14 protein-coding genes are annotated in these 16,917 nt (G+C 70.9%); 11 read left to right on the top strand and 3 right to left on the bottom strand.

The genetic code is table 11. The features are described from left to right. Positions 1-54: 54 nt before the first annotated feature. The gene (locus tag ABEA10_RS05070; protein ID WP_345458159.1) at positions 55-432 is read right to left on the bottom strand and encodes a hypothetical protein; all 378 of its coding nucleotides are present in this window, start codon (positions 430-432) and stop codon (positions 55-57) included. Between the two features lie 202 nt (positions 433-634). On the opposite strand from ABEA10_RS05070, the gene ABEA10_RS05065 reads away from it, so the two are divergent. The 9 genes from ABEA10_RS05065 (at position 635) to ABEA10_RS05025 (ending at position 11,135) form a co-directional block, all read left to right on the top strand. After that, positions 635-2,617, top strand: a complete 1,983-nt coding sequence (locus tag ABEA10_RS05065) for a thioredoxin domain-containing protein (RefSeq protein ID WP_345458157.1) — start codon at positions 635-637, stop codon at positions 2,615-2,617. Positions 2,618-2,864: 247 nt separating this feature from the next. Continuing rightward, complete coding sequence (locus ABEA10_RS05060) at positions 2,865-4,034, top strand: C40 family peptidase (RefSeq protein WP_345458155.1); 1,170 nt, start codon at positions 2,865-2,867, stop codon at positions 4,032-4,034. 151 nt (positions 4,035-4,185) lie between these two features. Further along, on the top strand, positions 4,186-4,707 hold the full coding sequence (locus ABEA10_RS05055; RefSeq protein ID WP_345458153.1) for a hypothetical protein: 522 nt from the start codon (positions 4,186-4,188) through the stop codon (positions 4,705-4,707). Between the two features lie 231 nt (positions 4,708-4,938). After that, positions 4,939-6,474, top strand: a complete 1,536-nt coding sequence (locus ABEA10_RS05050) for a phosphoenolpyruvate carboxykinase (RefSeq protein ID WP_329242109.1) — start codon at positions 4,939-4,941, stop codon at positions 6,472-6,474. Between the two features lie 207 nt (positions 6,475-6,681). Then, entirely contained in the window at positions 6,682-7,443 is a 762-nt protein-coding gene (locus ABEA10_RS05045) for an isoprenyl transferase (protein ID WP_345458150.1), read from the top strand. Positions 7,444-7,563: 120 nt separating this feature from the next. Further along, entirely contained in the window at positions 7,564-8,871 is a 1,308-nt protein-coding gene (phoH2, locus tag ABEA10_RS05040) for an RNA 5'-3' helicase PhoH2 (RefSeq protein WP_345458148.1), read from the top strand. Between the two features lie 421 nt (positions 8,872-9,292). Beyond that, positions 9,293-10,360: an aggregation-promoting factor C-terminal-like domain-containing protein gene (locus ABEA10_RS05035; RefSeq protein WP_345458146.1), complete on the top strand. Its 1,068-nt coding sequence runs from the start codon at positions 9,293-9,295 to the stop codon at positions 10,358-10,360. Positions 10,361-10,377: 17 nt separating this feature from the next. Then, on the top strand, positions 10,378-10,614 hold the full coding sequence (locus tag ABEA10_RS05030; RefSeq protein ID WP_345458144.1) for a hypothetical protein: 237 nt from the start codon (positions 10,378-10,380) through the stop codon (positions 10,612-10,614). A 65-nt stretch (positions 10,615-10,679) separates the two neighbouring features. After that, the gene (locus ABEA10_RS05025; protein WP_345458142.1) at positions 10,680-11,135 is read left to right on the top strand and encodes an aggregation-promoting factor C-terminal-like domain-containing protein; all 456 of its coding nucleotides are present in this window, start codon (positions 10,680-10,682) and stop codon (positions 11,133-11,135) included. A gap of 31 nt (positions 11,136-11,166) precedes the next feature. Here the strand turns inward: ABEA10_RS05025 and ABEA10_RS05020 are convergent, their stop codons facing one another. Together ABEA10_RS05020 and pdxR are read right to left on the bottom strand one after the other, a co-directional pair. Then, positions 11,167-12,567, bottom strand: coding sequence for a class II fumarate hydratase (locus tag ABEA10_RS05020; protein ID WP_345458140.1), 1,401 nt, complete (start codon positions 12,565-12,567; stop codon positions 11,167-11,169). Positions 12,568-12,605: 38 nt separating this feature from the next. After that, entirely contained in the window at positions 12,606-14,060 is a 1,455-nt protein-coding gene (gene pdxR, locus ABEA10_RS05015; protein ID WP_345458138.1) for a MocR-like pyridoxine biosynthesis transcription factor PdxR, read from the bottom strand. Positions 14,061-14,127: 67 nt separating this feature from the next. On the opposite strand from pdxR, the gene ABEA10_RS05010 reads away from it, so the two are divergent. Both ABEA10_RS05010 and ABEA10_RS05005 read left to right on the top strand, forming a co-directional pair. Next, positions 14,128-15,138 (top strand): EamA family transporter, encoded by a 1,011-nt coding sequence (locus tag ABEA10_RS05010; RefSeq protein WP_345458136.1) that lies wholly within the window; start codon positions 14,128-14,130, stop codon positions 15,136-15,138. A gap of 131 nt (positions 15,139-15,269) precedes the next feature. Next, on the top strand, positions 15,270-16,910 hold the full coding sequence (locus ABEA10_RS05005) for a fumarate hydratase (protein ID WP_345458134.1): 1,641 nt from the start codon (positions 15,270-15,272) through the stop codon (positions 16,908-16,910). Positions 16,911-16,917 lie beyond the last annotated feature (7 nt).

Below are 16,917 nucleotides of genomic sequence, written 5' to 3'. Positions count from 1 at the left end.
GGAGCCCGCCTCAGGCGAACCTGAAAGGTTCCGCAACGCCGGGGTGACGGACGCTCAGAACGTGACGTTGCCGTGGATGTCGCGCGCCTGCAGGACGTTGCCGTGCACCTCACCGCTCATCGAGTTGCTCACGTCGCCGCTCGCGGCGATGGTCTGCTCGGCGGCGGCCACCCAGTGGCGCAGCTGGGCGGCGGCCCGCGGGTCGCGGCTGGAATCGTCCACGAGCGCCTGCGCGAGGGCGTGGATCGCGTCGGGGTCACCCGGCCGCTCACCCAGGCGCTTCACCGCCTCGACGGACGCGGTGTTGCGGCCGAAGAGACGCCGGACGATCGAGGCCAGCGACTGCCACAACTGTTCGCCGGCCTTTTCCGTGGTGCTGTTGAAGATCTTCGACAAGAGCGAGACCAGCGCCGAGACCGAAATCAGATCCACTATCCACACTCCGCCCTTGATGACTCCTGTGCATAGATTAGTTCGCTTGGCCCGCGCATCCGCGGGAATCGCGGTGGGCAATTGCGGACGGTGCCCCGCCCGAGCCGGCATCCGACGGCCACTACGGTGGAACCATGAGCCGCCACGGCGAGGGCCCGAGCACGGCACCAGCGCAGATACCCGGCCAGATCCCGGAGAGCCGATGAACCGGTTGAAGGACGCCACCAGCCCGTACCTGCTGCAGCACGCCGGCAACCCCGTGCACTGGTTCCCCTGGGGTGATGACGCCTTCGAGGAGGCCCGGCGCAGAGACGTCCCGATCCTGCTCTCGGTCGGCTACAGCGCCTGTCACTGGTGCCACGTCATGGCGCACGAGTCGTTCGAGGACGCCGCGACGGCGCGGATGATGAACGACCTGTTCGTCAGCGTCAAGGTGGACCGCGAGGAGCGCCCCGACGTCGACGCCGTCTACATGGAGGCCACCCAGGCGATGACGGGCCAGGGCGGCTGGCCGATGACCGTGTTCATGACGCCGTCGGGCGAGCCGTTCTACTGCGGCACCTACTTCCCTCGTGCGCACTTCCAGCAGCTCCTCCAGGCCGTCTCCCAGACGTGGCGCGACCGGCGCGACGACGTCGTCGCGCAGGGGCAGAAGGTCGTCGGCGCGCTGAGCGGCACGGCCGGCCTCGGGGGCGGCGCCGTCCCGTCGGAGGAGGTGCCGGCCGCCGCCGTACGCGGGCTCGCCGAGGGGTACGACCGGGCGCACGGCGGGTTCGGCACGGCGCCGAAGTTCCCGCCGTCGATGGTGCTGGAGTTCCTGCTGCGCCACGCGGCACGGGGCGGCGAAGGGCTGGAGACGGCCCTGGAGATGACGAACGCCACGCTCACGGCGATGGCGCGAGGCGGCATCTACGACCAGCTCGGCGGCGGCTTCGCCCGCTACTCCGTGGACGCCGCCTGGGTCGTGCCGCACTTCGAGAAGATGCTGTACGACAACGCCCTGCTCGCCCGCGTCTACGCGCACTGGTGGCGGCTCACCGGCGCCGACGAGGGCCGGCGGATCGCCCTGGAGACCTGCGACTGGATGCTCGCCGACCTGCGGACCGCCCAGGGCGGGCTGGCCAGCGCGCTCGACGCCGACAGCGAGACGCCGGAGGGCGCGCACGAGGAGGGCGCCTACTACGTCTGGACCCCCGAGCAGCTCACCGAGGTCCTCGGCGCCGACGACGGCGCGTACGCCGTGGAGCTGTTCGAGGTCACCGGCACGTTCGAGCACGGCACCTCGGTCCTGCAGCTCCCGCGCCCGCCGGAGGACCGTGAACGGTACTCCCGGGTGCGCGCGGCACTGCGCGCGGCCCGTGCCCGTCGCATCCCGCCGGGACGGGACGACAAGGTCGTGGCCGCCTGGAACGGCCTGGCGATCGCGGCGCTCGCCGAGTGCGGGGCGTACTTCGACCGGCCCGACCTGGTCGAGGCCGCGGTCGGGGCCGCGCGGTTGCTGCGCGACGTCCACTGGCGCGACGGGCGGCTGCGGCGTACCTCCCGTGAGGGGCGGGCCGGCGACAACGCGGGCGTGCTGGAGGACTACGCCGACCTGGCCGAGGGGCTCATCACGCTGTACGGCGTGACCGGCGACGCGGCGCACGCGGCGTTCGCCGGCGAGCTGCTCGACGTCGTGCTCGACCGGTTCGCCGACGGCCAGGGCGGGTTCTTCGACACGGCCGACGACGCCGAGCGCCTGTGGAAGCGTCCCCAGGACCCGACCGACAACGCGACGCCGTCCGGTCAGTTCGCCGCGGCCGGGGCGCTGCTGTCGTACGCGGCGCTCACCGGCTCGGCGCGGCACCGCGACGCGGCCGCCGCCGCGCTCGCCCCGGTGGTGCCGCTCGCCGAGCGGCACGCGCGGTTCGCCGGCTGGGGCCTGGCCGTCGTGGAGGCGCTGCTCGCCGGTCCCCTGGAGGTCGCGGTCGTCGGCCCGGCCGACGACCCGCGCACCCGTGACCTGCACCGCACGGCCCTGCTGAGCCCGGTGCCCGCCGTCGTGGCGACCGGTGGCGGCGTCCCGCTGATGGAGGGCCGCACGCTCGTCGACGGCCGCCCCGCGGCGTACGTGTGCCGGGAGTTCACCTGCCGCATGCCGGTCACCGAGACCGCCGCGCTCGAGAACGAGCTGACGGCAGGCTGAATTCGGTCACTGCGGACATTCATTTCCTAACGCTGCGTCCGCCCCGAAAGGCCGCTCATTGGAATTTCTGTCAACATCGGCGCCGAACGGTCTTGATCTTTCAGTTATCGGGGTGTTACCTCAATGGCGGGCGCCTGTACGCGTGATGCGGCCGGGCGGAGACGAGTGGTCCATACGGTGCATGGGTAGACGACCGTTGCCCGGTGGGCCATAGTCGTACGACACAGCGGGGATGAGGAGGGGTGCTGTGCGCTGGCCGAGCCGCCGCCGCATGCTGCCGACGGTCATTGGCGTCACACTCGTCACCACGGTCGCCGCGGACATCGCGGTCGTCGTCGCGCGTGACCAGGGCGGCACCACGGCCGGACCGGCCGACGAACGTCTCGTGGCCGCGGCCGAACCCGCGGGCTACAACCCCGGCGCGGTCTCCGCGCTGCGGAAGGAGATCGTCCCCCACGTCCTCGTCGCCTCCGGGCAGACCATCCCCGCGGCGTACGTCGAGGCGGTCCGGCACGTGAAGGGCGTCAAGGCCGTCGAGGTGGTCGACGCGGCCCGCGCGTTCGTCGCCGGCAAGCGCGTCGGCGTGATGGGCGTCGAGCCCTCGACCTTCCGCGCGTACACGCCCGAGGCCAGCGCCAAGTCCGACGCGCTGTGGCGCAACATCTCCGGCGGCGACGTCGCCATCTCCTTCACGATGGGCAAGGACGGCGGCGTCCCGCTCGCCTCCTGGACCCAGATCGGCGGCACCGACCACAAGACCGCGGTGCGCGTCGGCGCGTACGCCACGATGGGCATCGGCCAGGTCGACGCGGTCGTCTCGCACGCCACCGCGCGCTCCATCGGCATGCCGTCCGGCAACGCGCTGCTCGTCAGCGCTCCGCACACCGACGTCGCGAAGCTCCGCAAGGCGCTCGCCAAGGTCCTGCCGCACGGCGCGAAGACCGCGGCGCTGGAGTCGCGGTACGACGGCACGAGCGCCCCGGGCCGCGCGCCGAACGGCAGGGTCATGACCGCGCCCCAGGTCAACACGGTCATCCGGGCGGCCGAGTCGAAGATCGGCATGCCGTACGTCTGGGGCGGCGAGTCCGACGCGGAGGGCGGCTACGACTGCTCCGGGCTCGTGCAGTACGCCTTCGCGAAGGCCGGCATCCGGATGCCGCGCACCGCCGACATCCAGGCGTTCACCGGCTGGCGGCTGCCCTTCAGCCAGGCGCAGCCGGGCGACCTGCTCACCTGGAAGAACGACCCGACCTTCAACGGCGTTTCGCACATCGCCATCTACCTCGGCAACAACAAGATGGTCGTCGCGCCGCACACCGGCACCGACGTGCAGATCCAGACGGTCTACATGACCAACTTCTGGGGCGCGATCCGGGTCAACCCGCAGCTCGCCGCCCGCAAGGCCGGCGGCGCCTGAGCGAGGCCCTTTCTCCCTGACAGTCCAACCGGCCGCGGACGAGTGTCCGTGGCCGGTTCCCACGAGCCGCTGGTCCGTCGTCGCCCTGCAAGGCACCCGTGCCCTCGACCTCGTGCTGGCCGGTTCGGCGTTAGTGTGTAATCATGATTACATGACTACGAATGATGGGCTGGAGAAGCTGCGCGGGTGGTTCACGGGGCGGCTTCCGGAAGAGTGGTTCGAGGGGGCTCCCGAGGTCGTGCTGGACCGCGAGGAGATCAGCGTGATCGGCCGGCTCGCCGAGCCGAAGGCGGCCGACGGCGCCTCCGCGGCCGAACGCTCCGGCGTCATCGCGGGCCACGTGCAGCGCTTCCGCGAGGACACGCGTGAGCGCCGCGTCGACATCGCCCGCGAGGCCGAGCACCGGTTCGGCCGCAAGGTCTCCTGGGGCGTCCGCTGCGGGGACGAGACGACGATGTTCACCCAGCTGTCCGTGCCGGTGATGACGCGGCTGCGGCAGTCGGAGCGCAGAGTGCTGGACACGCTCGTGGACGCGGGCGTGGCGCGGAGCCGCAGCGACGCCCTGGCGTGGTGCGTGCGCCTGGTCGGCAAGAACGCCGACGACTGGCTGGCCGAGCTCCGCGACGCCCTGCAGCACGTCGAGCGGGCGCGCGCCGCCGGCCCCCAGGTGTGAGCATGCTCGGCCGCTAAAACGTGCCGGCAACACAAGCGAAACAAATGAGAATCGCGAAACAGGTCTAATCCATAGGTCTAATCCAAAGGTCTATGCCAAAGGTCTAAACCAATGACACGAAAGCGCTCTCGCTAAACCGGCCCCCGCCATGTTATAAATCGTTCCTCCGGGTACACTCGGAAAAACCCCTGGTCATTCAGCCGAGGGGCGTGTCGGCTTGAAGGAGCGATCGTGGCGTACGAAGTCAAGGCCAGTTCCGTCGAGTGGAACCCCGGCCCGGAGCGACTACGTGAACTCACCGAGAAGATGCCCAACTCGTCGGTCACGGAGTTCGCCAACGTCGTGGTGAAGACGAGGGTCGACAGCCGCAGCGCCAAGTCGACCTACATCGTCGAGGACTCGACCAACACCACCAAGCAGACGATCACGCGGGCCGAGTACGACCGCGTCGCGGCCGCGCAGGAGGCCTACCTCGCCCGGCAGGACGTGGTCGTCGTCGACGGCTACATCGGCAGCGACCCGGAGTTCCGCACCCGGGCGCGCCTCGTCATCGAGGCCTCGAACGCCAACATCGCGGGGATGCAGCAGCAGCTCTACTACCCGGCCGGGGAGGACTACGACCCGGCGACGTGGGACCCGCACACGACGGTCGTCTACACGCCGAACCTCCCGATGGAGGGCTACCCGAACGACCGCCTCATCGCCGTCGACCTCAATTCCAACATCACGCGCGTCTTCAATTCGGACTACTTCGGTGAGTCCAAGAAAGGCGGCCTGCGAATGTGGAACAACATCGTCTACAAGCGCGGCGGTCTTTCTTTGCACGCGGGCTGCAAGGTCATTCCGGTGGGCGGCGAGAACAAGACCGTGTTGATCGTCGGGCTCTCCGGAACCGGCAAGACCACGACGACTTTCACCACCCAGCTCGGTAGTAAACCGGTGCAGGACGACTTCATCGCGCTGATGCCGCAGGGGCGCGTTTACACCACCGAGAACGGCTGCTTCGCCAAGACCTTCGGCCTCGACCCGGAGTTCGAGCCGACGATCTACCACGCGACGACCAAGCCGGACGCCTACCTGGAGAACGTCTCCGTCGACGAGAACGGCAAGGTCGACTTCTTCGACACGTCGTACACCAAGAACGGGCGTACGACCTGGCCGTTCAAGTACGTCGACCCGTGGCCGGCCGACCAGGTGGAGCCCGCGGAGTTCCTGCTGATCCTCAACCGCAACGAGAACATCGTCCCGGGCGTGGCGCGACTGGACCGCGCGCAGGCCGCGGCGTACTTCATGCTCGGCGAGACCACGGGCACCAGCGCCGGCGGCAAGGACGAGGAGGGCAAGTTCCTCCGCGTTCCCGGCACCAACCCGTTCTTCCCGCGCGACATGGCCGACATGGGCAACCGCATGCTCGAACTGCTCGACGGCCACGAGATGCGGGTGTTCGTGCTCAACACCGGCCGCGTCGGCGGCGGCGAGGGCGACGACCGCAGCAAGAAGGTGAAGATCCCGCACTCGTCGGCGATCGTGCAGGCCATCGTGGAGGACACCATCGAGTGGGAGCAGGACCCCGACTTCGGCTACGAGGTCGCGTCCTCCCTGCCGGGCATCGACGACATGGACATCCTGCAGCCCCGGCGGCTGTACGAGCGGCAGGGCCGCCTCGACGAGTACAACGCGATGGTGCAGCGGATGAAGACCGAGCGGCGTGAGTACCTGGCGTCGTTCCGCGGCCTCGACGAGGCGATCCTGAAGTCCATCCGCTGACCGCGCCGGCAGGAGACGCACTGAGACGCGCTGAGAGGCACCCTCGTCCATTGAGGGTGTCTCTCACCGTGTCCGGCGAGGCTGAGGTGACGCTGGTGGGCACCTGGGGGTTTTCCGGCAGTTCATCCGTACGGGCCCCGCATGCGGAGCTGAGCGCGATAATTGACTGCTCACACCATGGCGCGGAACTGGGAGTAGGTGCGGCTCATGAGCCTGCGGGACCTTGTCTACAAGCTGTACGAACAACGGCTTGAGGCGAGGCTGAACCCCGACGCGAACCCGCGCCACATCGGTGTCATCCTCGACGGCAACCGGCGATGGGCCCGCTCGATGGGCATCGCCGACATCAACACCGGCCACCAGCGCGGCGCCGACAAGATCTCCGAGCTGCTCCAGTGGTCGCAGGAGACGGGCGTGGAGGTGGTCACGCTGTGGCTGCTGTCCACCGACAACCTCGGCCGGCCCGCCGCCGAGCTGGAGCCCCTCCTGGAGATCATCGAGAACACCGTCGAGGACCTCGCCGCGCAGGGGTGGCACGTCAAGCCGGTCGGCGCGCTCGACCTCCTCCCCGACAAGACGGCGCGTGTCCTGAAACATGCCGAAGAAAGCACATCCGATGCCCCCGGCCTGATTGTGAACGTCGCAGTTGGGTATGGAGGTAGACGTGAGATCGCTGATGCGGTGCGCTCACTCCTGCACGAACAGGCGAGCAGGGGCACCAGCATCGAGGAACTCGCCGAGGTCCTCGACGTCGAGCACATTGCCGAGCATCTCTACACCCGTGGCCAGCCCGACCCGGATCTCGTCATCCGCACGTCGGGAGAGCAGCGCCTTTCCGGCTTCATGCTCTGGCAGAGCGCCCACTCGGAGTTCTACTTCTGCGAGGCCTTCTGGCCTGACTTCCGCAAGGTCGACTTCCTGCGGGCGATCCGCGCCTACGCCGCGAGACATCGTCGCTACGGCTCCTGAACCACCTGGTCGGCTCTTCTCTGCCGGGTGGGACGGCGGCTCCGGCGTCGAAACAGGTCCCCCCGAGGAAAGGACGCCTCCTCAGGCGGTCCGCCTGGGCAGGTGCCCGAAGGAGAACGAGTGGCCAGATCAGCCGCCACCCGGCGCACGTACGTCCTCGACACCAGTGTCCTGCTGGCCGACCCGGGAGCGCTGACCCGGTTCGCCGAACACGAGGTCGTACTCCCGATCGTCGTGATCACCGAGCTCGAGGCCAAGCGTCACCACCCCGAGCTGGGTTACTTCGCCCGCGCCGCGCTGCGGACGCTCGACGACCTCCGGCTCGCGCACGGTCGGCTCGACGAACCCCTGCCGATCGGCGACGACGGTGGAACGGTCCGGGTCGAGCTCAACCACAACGACCCCTCGGTGCTGCCGGCCGGGTTCCGGCTCGGCGACAACGACACGCGCATCCTCTCGGTGGCGCGGTCGCTGTCCCAGGAGGGGAACGACGTCGTTCTCGTCTCCAAGGACCTGCCGCTGCGGGTCAAGGCGGCCTCCGTCGGGCTGACGGCGGAGGAGTACCGCGCCGAGAAGGTGGTCGAGACCGGGCACACCGGCATGGCCGAACTCGAGGTGTCGGCCGAGCAACTGGAGCGGCTGTACGACGCGGGCCAGATCGAGCTGGACGAGGCACGGGACCTGCTCTGCCACACCGGCCTGCGGCTGCTCTCCGGCGGAGGCTCCGCCCTCGGCCGGGTCATGCCCGACAAGTCCGTACGCCTGGTCCGCGGCGACCGTGAGGTCTTCGGCCTCCACGGCCGGTCGGCGGAGCAGCGCGTCGCCCTCGACCTGCTGACCGACGAGGACATCGGCATCGTCTCGCTCGGCGGCCGGGCCGGCACGGGCAAGTCCGCGCTGGCCCTGTGCGCCGGCCTGGACGCCGTGCTCGAGCGGCGCCGGCACCGCAAGGTCGTGGTGTTCCGCCCGCTGTACGCGGTCGGCGGCCAGGAGCTCGGCTATCTGCCCGGCACCGAGAACGAGAAGATGTCGCCGTGGGGCCAGGCGGTGTACGACACGCTCTCGGCCATCACCACCCCGGAGGTCATCGAGGAGGTCCTCGACCGCGGCATGCTGGAGGTCCTCCCGCTGACCCACATCCGCGGCCGCTCGCTGCACGACTCCTTCGTGATCGTCGACGAGGCGCAGTCTCTCGAACGCGGGGTGCTGCTCACCGTGCTGTCGCGGATCGGCGCGGGCTCGCGCGTCGTGCTCACCCATGACATCGCACAGCGTGACAACCTGCGGGTCGGACGGCATGACGGCGTGGTCGCGGTGGTCGAGAAGCTCAAGGGCCACCCGCTGTTCGCGCACGTCACCCTGACCAGGTCCGAACGCTCGCCGATCGCCGCCCTCGTGACCGACACGCTCGGCGACGTCGGCGTCTGATCCGTCCCGTACGCGACCCCTCGGCACCTCCGGGAGCCGGGGGGTTTTCGTCACGCTGTGAAGTCGCCGAGCGGTTTCCGGTAATTATGTGACCAAAGTCACAGTGTATGGGAGAAAGCTTGGAAAGTGCTGATAGTCGGGTTAATTGAGCGCTCTGTTCCTAAAGTGACATGGTTCGACGTGAGATCAGTCACGGCATTCCGGTTGCGGGGTACCCCCCGTCTTCGTGCAGTCTTGGGCGCCGTAAGCACTCCAGTGGGACAGCCCCCCGGTCCCGGCGTTCACCCCCCGCCGTACGCCGTCACGGAGGGCGTGCCCCACCCAGGGAATCGACGGCCGCGCCGAGCGCGTCCGCGCCGGTTCCTGGAGTGAGGACATTCGCACGTGTGCCCATGCGCGTGCGACCTTCGGAAGGACCGCCTTGTACGGAGACCAATTCAGGTCACCCGGACGAGACGATCGACAGGACGGCGCCACCCCCCAGCCGGCGCCGTGGGAGACCGGCGGCGGCCCGGCTCCGGCGCCGCACGACGACCTCAAGGTCGCCGGCACCCCGCTCAGCGCGCCCTCCGCCCAGGACGACGGCGCGTACGAGACGCCGTCGTACGAGACGCCGTCGTACGAGACGCCGTCGTACGACACCGGTGCCTACGACACGACCGCCTACGCCCACGACGCGTCCGACGGCAACGCCACCGCCGCGTACGACTCCATGGGCCAGGTGTCCGACAACACGGCGCACGACATCCCCGTGTACCAGCCGGAGTACGAGCCGGAGCCCATGGCCACGTCGGCCATGCCGCCCTACGGCGGTCCCGGGGCGGACCCGGCGCCCGACTTCGAGGACATGCGGCGCACCCCCAGCGCGAGCAACAAGCGGCTGATCCGGTTCGCCGCGGTCGCCGCGGCCGTCGCCGTGGTCGGCGGCGGAGGCGTCGCCTGGGCGGTGACCGGGGGCTCATCGAGCAAGCACAGCAACCCCCCGCAGGTGCAGGCCCAGGCCCCGGCCCCCGCGCCGCTGACCGACGCGCAGCGCGCGGACGCCGAGAAGCGGCGCCAGAAGGAGCTGAAGAAGCGCGCCTCCCGCGCCGCCCGCGATCAGGTGGTCCGGCCGAAGCTCATGGCCAAGGGCACGCCCCCGCCGAAGCCGAAGCCGAAGACTCCCAGCGCGGGTGACCCGGTGCCGGCGAGCGAGGCGCAGCGCATCGCGCGCTCGCTGCTGCCGAGCTACGGGTGGAGCCCGAGTTCGCAGTTCGGCTGCCTGGTCAACCTGTGGAACCGCGAGAGCGGCTGGAACGTCCACGCCGCCAACCCGTCCGGGGCGTACGGCATCCCGCAGGCCAAGCCGGGATCGAAGATGGCCAGCGCCGGGCCCGACTGGCAGAACAACGCCACCACCCAGATCAAGTGGGGCCTCGGCTACATCAAGGACCGGTACAGCACCCCCTGCGGGGCCTGGTCGCACTCCCAGTCCACCGGCTGGTACTAGGCGTCCAGAGGTACATCGTGGCCCACAACTCCATACGTGGTTCCGCTCTGCCGAAGGCCGTCGCCGTGCTGGCCGGCCTCGGCGCCGCGGCCGGACTGGCTCTGGCGGCGCCCGCACGGGCGGCGTCGCCGAGCACGGCCGCGGCGCGGATCGTCGCGGCACGGCACCACAAGAAGCCCGGCACCGGCCACCGGCGTCACCACGTCACGCGCCAGGGGCAACGTAACGGCGCGGCGGCCGCAAAGAACCGGTAACGGCCCGGCACGGATGCCGCCCGCGCGGGTGTCGCCCCGCCGGGCCCGCGGACAGTTTCCTGGCTGTGCATCGATACATCATCCGGATCGCGGCGGCCATCGGCTGCGCCGTCACGGTGGGCCCCTGGGCGCCCGGCCGTACGGCGACGGCGGAGGTCCGGGCCGACCATGACTCCGCACACGACTCCGGGCGCGTCGAGGCCCTGGAGATCTCGGCGCCTCTGCGGAACCGGCTGCTGGCCGTGGCGCTCATGACCCCGCGCGGCTGGTCCGAACGGCAGTGGCGCTGTCTGGACCGCCTGTGGACGCGCGAGAGCAACTGGAACCACCTGGCCCGCAACCGGTCGTCCGGGGCGTACGGCATCCCGCAGGCCAAGCCGGGATCGAAGATGGCCAGCGCCGGCGACGACTGGCGCAGCAGCGCGGCGACGCAGATCAAGTGGGGGCTCGCCTACATCGCCCGCCGGTACGGCACCCCGTGCGCCGCCTGGGACCACGCCGAAGCCGCGGGCTGGTACTGACCCAGGTCGCGGACCTCCTGGAGTGCGGGCCTCAGGACCCGCTCGGCCGGGTCATCGCGAGCGTGTCCAGCGCGGCGTCGAGCTGTTCGAGCGTCAGGTCGCCGCGGTCGACGTACCCGGCGTCGAGCACGACCTCGCGGATGGTCCGGCGCTCGGCGAGCGCCCGCTTGGCCACCTTGGCCGCCTCCTCGTAGCCGATGTAGCGGGTGAGCGGCGTGACGATGGCCGTGGACGACGCGGCGTACTCCCGGCCGCGCTCGGCGTCGGCCTCGATCCCGTCGACGCACTTGTCGGCGAGGACGCGGGAGACGGCGGTCAGCAGCCGTAGAGACTCCAGCAGGTTGCGGGCCATCATCGGCATCATCACGTTGAGCTCGAACGTGCCCGCCGTGCCGCCGTAGGCGATGGCGGCGTCGTTGCCGATGACCTGCGCGCCGACCTGGCACACCGCCTCGGGGATGACCGGGTTCACCTTGCCCGGCATGATCGAGGAGCCCGGCTGGAGCTCGGGCAGGCGGATCTCGGCCAGGCCGGCCCGCGGACCGGAGTTCATCAGGCGCAGGTCGTTTGCGATCTTGATGAGGCCGGCCGCGATCGTCCGCAGCACCCCGCTGGTCTCCACGAGGGCGTCGCGCGCGCCCTGCGCCTCGAAGTGGTCGCGCGCCTCGGTGAGCGGCAGGCCCGTGTCGCGCGCCAGCTCGGCGATGACCCGCTCGGCGAAGCCGGCCGGCGTGTTGACGCCCGTCCCGACCGCGGTGCCGCCCAGCGGCAGCTCGGCCAGGCGCGGTAGGGCGGCCTCGAGACGCTCCACGCCGTACGCGACCTGGGCGGCGTACCCGCCGAACTCCTGGCCGAGCGTGACCGGTGTGGCGTCCATCAGGTGGGTGCGGCCGGCCTTGACGACGGAGGCGAACTCCCCGGCCTTGCGCGTCAGCGCGTCCGCGAGGTGCCGGAGCGCGGGGATCAGCTCGTCCACCACGAGACCGGTGGCGGCCGTGTGGATCGAGGTGGGGAAGACGTCGTTGGAGGACTGGGAGGCGTTGACGTGGTCGTTCGGGTGGACGGGACGGCCGAGCCGCTCCTGGGCGAGCGTCGCGATGACCTCGTTGGCGTTCATGTTCGACGACGTCCCGGACCCGGTCTGGAACACGTCGACCGGGAAGTGCTCGTCGTACTCACCGTCGGCGACGGCGAGCGCGGCCTTCTCGACGGCGTCCGCCATGTCCGGTTCGAGGACGCCGAGCTCGGCGTTGACCCGCGCCGCCGCGGCCTTGATCCGGGCGAGCGCCGCGATTTGCGCGCGCTCCAGCCGCTGACCCGAGATGGGGAAGTTCTCCACGGCCCGCTGCGTCTGCGCCCGCCACTTGGCCCACGACGGGAGGCGGACGTCTCCCATGGAGTCGTGCTCGACCCGGTGTTCCTGCTCGGACATGTGACGCCTCCTGGAACGTTGTGCCGACAGCATCGACCCTATGCGCGGCGAAGATCGCCCCGGGCGCCGGGTCGGGCGGCGGCGACGGCTCTCGTGAGGAGGCCGACGGCCTCGGCGATGCGGCTCTCGGTGAGCCGGGCGTAGCCGACGACGATCGCGGGAGGGCCGGGGCGTCCCACGTGCATCGGGGCGACGCCCTCCACCGCCACGCCCAGCGTCGCGGCCCCGGCGACGACGGCGTCCTCGTCGCAGTCGCCGGGGAGTTCGGCGTACGCGTGCAGGCCGGCGGAGACGCCGTGCACCCGTACCTCCGGCAGGTGTTCGCCCAGCGCGGCCACGAACGCGTCCCGCCGGTCCCGGTACGTCCGGCGCATCAGCCGCAGGTGCCGGGAGTACTCGCCACCGGCGATCAGGCGCGCGAGGACGTGCTGGTCGAGCACTGGCGAGCCGAGGTCGTACAGGCCACGTGCCGCGCGCAGGCGTACCGCCAGCCACGGGGGCGCCACCGCCCAGCCGAGGCGGAGCGCGGGCGACAGCGCCTTGCTCACCGAACCGGCCAGCAGCACCCGCTCCGGCGCGAGCCCCTGCAGGCAGCCGACGGGGTCGCGGTCGTAGCGGAACTCTCCGTCGTAGTCGTCCTCGATGATCAGCGCGTCGACGTCGCGCGCCCAGTCGATCAGCGCCGCGCGGCGCCGGGGGGAGAGCACGACCCCGGTGGGGAACTGGTGGGCCGGCGTGACCAGCACCGCCCGCGCTCGCGTACGGGCCAGCGCGTCGACGTCGATGCCCTCCTCGTCCACGGGCACGCCAGTCAGCTCGACGCCGGTGGCGCGGATCATCGGGATCTGGTGGTGGCCCAGCGGGTCCTCCACGGCGAGCAGCCGGTGCCCCTCCTCGATCAGGATGCGCGGGACGGTCGCCAGCATCTGGGCCACGCCCGCGGTCACGACGAGTGCCGCCGGGTCGGCCACGGCGGCGCGCACGCGTGCCAGGTGCGCGGCCAGCTCGGTCCGCAGCTCCGGCACACCCGCAGGATCGGGGTAGTTCAGGGCGGAGTGCGGCAGCTCGCGCAGGACGTCGCGCAGCGTCGCGGCCCAGCGGTCGCGGGGGAACGCGGCCAGGTCCGGCTTGCCCGGCCGCAGGTCGTAGGAGATGCCGGGCGGGTCGGCCGGGCCCGCCTCGGTGCCCGCGGCGAGCCGCAGCGCACGCCGGTGAGCCTCGCTGCGCGACTCCGGCGCCGGGCGCACGGCGGGCGCGGGCGCGACCCGGGTGCCGTCGCCCTGCCGGGACACCACGAAGCCCTCCGCGACGAGCTGTTCGTACGCCGTCACCACGACGCCGCGCGAGACGTCCAGGTCGGCGGCCAGGTCGCGGGTCGAGGGCAGGCGCGCGCCGGGTCGCAGGCGTCCGTCGCGCACCGCCGCGCGCAGGCCGTCGGCGAGCTGGGCCGCGAGCCGTCCGGCCGGACGGTCCAGGGGCAGATGCAGGTCCAATGGTCCTCAGAACGTGGCGTGGATTGGTCCTCGTGAGGGAACCATTCGGCCTCTAGCGTCTCAGCACATGGGGCAGAACACCAGTATCAGCGGCATTCTTCAGGCCGCCGTCGCCATGACCGCCGTCGGCACGCTCACCGCCGTCTCCGCCACCGTCTCCCGCTATCCGGTCTACGGCGGGCAGGCCGTCCGGTACGCGGTGGCGGCCGTCATCCTGCTGGGCGTGGCGCGGCTGCGCGGCCCGCGACCGGGCCCGCGTGCCCGCTGGGAGTGGCCGCTGCTGGCGGCGCTGGCCGCCACGGGCCTGGCCGGGTTCAACGTCTGCATCGTCGAGGGCACCCGCTACACGAGCCCCGCGACGATCGGGACGGTGGTCGGCTCGGTCCCGGTCGTGCTCGCCGTGGTGGCGCCGCTCATGGAGAGGCGGCGGCCGGCCGCCCGCATCGTCGCCGCGGCGGCCGTGGTGACCCTCGGGGCGGCCCTGGCCAACGGGCTGGGCGGCGGCAGCCTGCCCGGTCTCCTGCTGGCGCTCGGCGCGCTGGCCGGGGAGGTGTGCTTCTCGCTGCTGGCCCTGCCGCTGCTGCCCCGGCTCGGCGCGGTACGGGTCTCGGCCTACTCGGCGGCCGCGGCGGTGCCGATGCTGCTGGCCGCCGGGCTGGTCGTGGACGGCGGGTCGGTGCTGCGGACGCCGACCTGGGGCGAGACCGCCGGGCTCGGGTACCTCGCGCTCGTCGTCACGGCCGGCGCGTTCATCGCCTGGTACGACGCGCTGGGACGGATCGGTGCCGACCGGGCCGGGCTGTTCGCCGGGCTGATCCCGGTCAGCGCGGTGGCGACCACGATGGTTCTCGGCCTGCGGTCTCCGGGCATGGCCGAGTTCGCCGGCGCCCTTCTCGTCGGCCTCGGCGTGCTCGTCGGCCTCAAGAGATCAGCGGAACGGCCACTCGCGGTTGCCGCCCCGGCGCACCATCACGATCCAGCCCACGACGAAGAGGGTCACCAGGATCACGCCCACGACGATCAGTACCCCGAAGATCGCCGCTTCGTTGCGGAACAGGCCGCTGATCAAGGTCTGTGAGGTCAGAACCATGATTCCCCCAAAGTCAGGACATACCCCTGTTCGGCGGAACCAAGACCCTCGTCCATCGCGTCGACGGGCCGCTCTACCCTGGTAACCCTCACCACACCGTGCCGCCTGTGAGGAAACCGATGCCCGAGTTCGCCTTCACCGAACTTCTTCCGCAGGGTCCCGACGAGACCGAATACCGCCTGCTGACCACCGACGGGATCAGCGAGTTCGGCGCCGGAGACCGTACGTTCCTCCAGGTGGAGCCCGAGGTGCTGCGGCTGCTGACCGAGACGGCGATCCACGACATCTCCCACCTCCTGCGGCCCTCCCACCTCGCGCAGCTCCGCCGGATCCTCGACGACCCCGAGTCCTCCCCGAACGACCGGTTCGTCGCCCTCGACCTGCTGAAGAACGCCAACATCGCCGCCGCGGGCGTCCTGCCGATGTGCCAGGACACCGGCACCGCGATCGTCATGGGCAAGCGCGGGCAGCACGTCCTCACCGACGGCGACGACGAACGCCACATCGCGCGCGGCGTCTACGACGCCTACACGCGCCTGAACCTCCGCTACTCCCAGCTCGCGCCGCTGACCATGTGGGAGGAGAAGAACACCGGCAGCAACCTGCCGGCGCAGATCGAGCTGTACGCCACCCCCGGTGACGCGTACAAGTTCCTCTACATGGCCAAAGGCGGGGGCAGCGCCAACAAGTCGTTCCTCTACCAGGAGACCAAGGCCGTCCTGAACCCCAAGCGGATGCTGGCCTTCCTGGAGGAGAAGATCCGCTCGCTGGGCACCGCGGCCTGCCCGCCGTACCACCTGGCCATCGTCGTGGGCGGCACCAGCGCCGAGTACGCCCTCAAGACCGCCAAGTACGCCTCCGCGCACTACCTGGACACCCTGCCGACCTCGGGCGGCCCGAGCGGACACGGCTTCCGCGACCTGGACCTGGAGCAGCAGGTGTTCGAGCTCACCCAGCAGCTCGGCATCGGCGCGCAGTTCGGCGGCAAGTACTTCTGCCACGACGTCCGCGTGATCCGGCTGCCCCGGCACGGCGCGTCCTGCCCGGTGGCGATCGCGGTGTCGTGCAGCGCCGACCGGCAGGCCCTGGCGAAGATCACCCGTGACGGCGTCTTCCTCGAGCAGCTCGAGCCCGACCCGGCGCGCTTCCTGCCCGACACGACCGAGGACGACCTCGAGGGCGACGTCGTGCGCATCGACCTCAACAAGCCGATGTCGGAGATCCGCGCCGAGCTCGGCCGGTACCCGGTCAAGACGCGGCTGTCGCTGACCGGCCCGCTCGTGGTCGCCCGCGACATCGCCCACGCCAAGATCAAAGAACGCCTCGACGCCGGCGAGCCGATGCCGTCGTACCTGCGCGACCACGCCGTCTACTACGCGGGCCCGGCCAAGACGCCGGAGGGCTACGCCAGCGGCTCCTTCGGCCCCACGACGGCGGGCCGGATGGACTCCTACGTCGAGCAGTTCCAGGCGGCCGGCGGGTCGTTCGTCATGCTGGCCAAGGGCAACCGGAGCAAGCAGGTCACCGACGCCTGCAAGGCGCACGGCGGCTTCTACCTCGGCTCCATCGGCGGACCGGCGGCGCGGCTCGCGCAGGACTGCATCAAGAAGGTCGACGTGCTGGAGTACCCCGAGCTCGGCATGGAGGCCGTCTGGAAGATCGAGGTGGAGGACTTCCCGGCCTTCATCGTCGTGGACGACAAGGGCAACGACTTCTTCGCCGACACGACGGGACCGCTGCTGACCATCGGCCGCCGCTGACCGGCGC

The sequence above is a fragment of the Actinoallomurus oryzae genome, assembly GCF_039541955.1.
Taxonomy (GTDB): domain Bacteria; phylum Actinomycetota; class Actinomycetes; order Streptosporangiales; family Streptosporangiaceae; genus Actinoallomurus; species Actinoallomurus oryzae.
This window is presented reverse-complemented; position numbering and strand designations above follow the sequence as displayed.